This is a genomic window from bacterium, assembly GCA_026398675.1.
Taxonomy (GTDB): Bacteria; RBG-13-66-14; RBG-13-66-14; order RBG-13-66-14; family RBG-13-66-14; genus RBG-13-66-14.
This window is the reverse complement of the sequence record JAPLSK010000161.1, coordinates 1-1,721: the sequence shown is the minus strand read 5'-3', so window position 1 is coordinate 1,721 and position 1,721 is coordinate 1. Positions and strand designations below refer to the sequence as shown.

At 64.0% G+C, this 1,721-nt stretch carries 1 protein-coding gene; it reads right to left on the bottom strand.

The features are described 5' to 3' along the window. Positions 1-437 precede the first annotated feature (437 nt). Positions 438-1,412, bottom strand: coding sequence for an Ig-like domain-containing protein (locus tag NTW26_04860; GenBank protein MCX7021599.1), 975 nt, complete (start codon positions 1,410-1,412; stop codon positions 438-440). Between the last annotated feature and the right edge of the window lie 309 nt (positions 1,413-1,721).

The following is a 1,721-nucleotide window of genomic DNA, read 5'->3' as shown; positions in this document are numbered from 1 at the left end:
AACCGGGGCGACCCTGCCCTTTGCCCGGGCCTCGCTTTATTGCGATGAGGTAGGGGCCGAGCGCCGGCGCGCCGTTTAGGTCGGCCCGAGGGCGACCGTGGACGCTCGCCCCTACGGGTTTGTTCCGCTGATAATCGTAGGGGCGGGTCTCTAGACCCGCCCGTCCAATTATCCATCGCCGCTCGTAGGGCGGGGATTTGCCAGGGGCATAGCTCGCTTCGCTCGGTTCCCATCCCCGCCGCTTTCACTACCCCAACCCCGACCCTCATCCCAATCCGTGTTTCGCCGATTGCGATGGCGTAGGGGCGGGTGTCCACACCCGCCCGTTTCCACCCCCCTCCCCAACCCGTAGGCGAGCCTCCCCCCAAAGGGGGGAGGGGGTATGCAATAGGGGAACCCAGCGGGGGTGCCCTTTTTCACGCTGCGGAATCGCGGCGCTAGAACTCGCTCTTGATCCGGCCCCAGGTGGAGTCCGTCACCGTGTTGTAACCCTCGGTGGTGAAGGTCCAGACGAAGTCGTCGCCCAACTCGTTGCCCTTGCGGTCGGCCAGTGCGCCGTCCACGGTGCAGGTGATGGCGTCCAACGGCAGATCGTCGGTGGGATCGAAGGTGCAGACGACGTCGTTGAGGTCGCTGTCGTCAATGTCTATGTGGCCGGCGATGGAGCGGGCCGGGGAAGCGGTGACGCTGAGGGCGACGCTGGGGCTGACGAAGCGGCCGCCGCTCAGGCTGGTGTCCTGGGCCTTGAAGTCAATGGTGGTGATGTCTATACCGGACAGGTCGTCTTTGCAGTGGAAGACGATGTTGGAATCGAGCGGCACGTCGGCCTCGCCGTCATCGGGGTCCATCCCGTCCACGTAGGGCGGGTCTATATCGGCGGTCTCGGCCCGGCACTGGATGAGCGCGGTAATGCCCCAGTCGTAATCGGGATCCCATTGGCCCGAGTACCAGGCCCAGGTTAAGTGACCGGTGTAGGCGACCTGTCCACCTCTGCCGGTTACATCGTAACCGATGGCGAAGTAGGTGCCGTCCTCGACCGTCAGCTCCTCCCCGGAGAGGTCCACGTAGGTGTAGGTGGTCGGCGGGTAGGTGGACCCGCTGTCGGTGGGGGTGTAGGGGCCGTAGCTGTCGGCGGTGGAAGCAGGCCCCGAGGGGGCCACCAGGCCGCCCACGTCGTACCAGACCACCCAGCCGTAAGTGCCCGAGGTCGGGCCGCAGCAGGGCATGCCCAGCTCGATGATGTTGACGTCCTCGCCGACATCGTTGAGGAAGGAGGTGGCGAACCACTCGCCCCAACTGCCGGCGCTGCCTCCGCGGGTGGGGGCCTGGTCCCAAATGCCGGTGGAAAACTGGTATTCGGCGGCGAGGCAGGCTACGCCGAGAACCGCCAGAAATATAGCAATTTTATGCATTACGGCTCCATCCCGGTAACATTGAAAAACGGATTCTATTAATACTTTACCCACCACCGTCGCGATGTGACCCGAATCTACCGCCGGGATAGAATAAAGCAAGGACCGTGCCGGGGAGGCGCACCTCACAAAGGCGCGCGTGGTGGGAATCGGCGGTGGGCGGCACGGGAAAAGGAGCGGGTGGGCTTCAATTTAACACAGCAGATTGCGATGACGTAGGGCGGGGATTCCTATCCCCGCCGCTGTTTTCTAAGGCAGCCCTCACCCTAGCCCTCTCCCTAGAAGGGAGAGGGGACATGGCCCTAACCT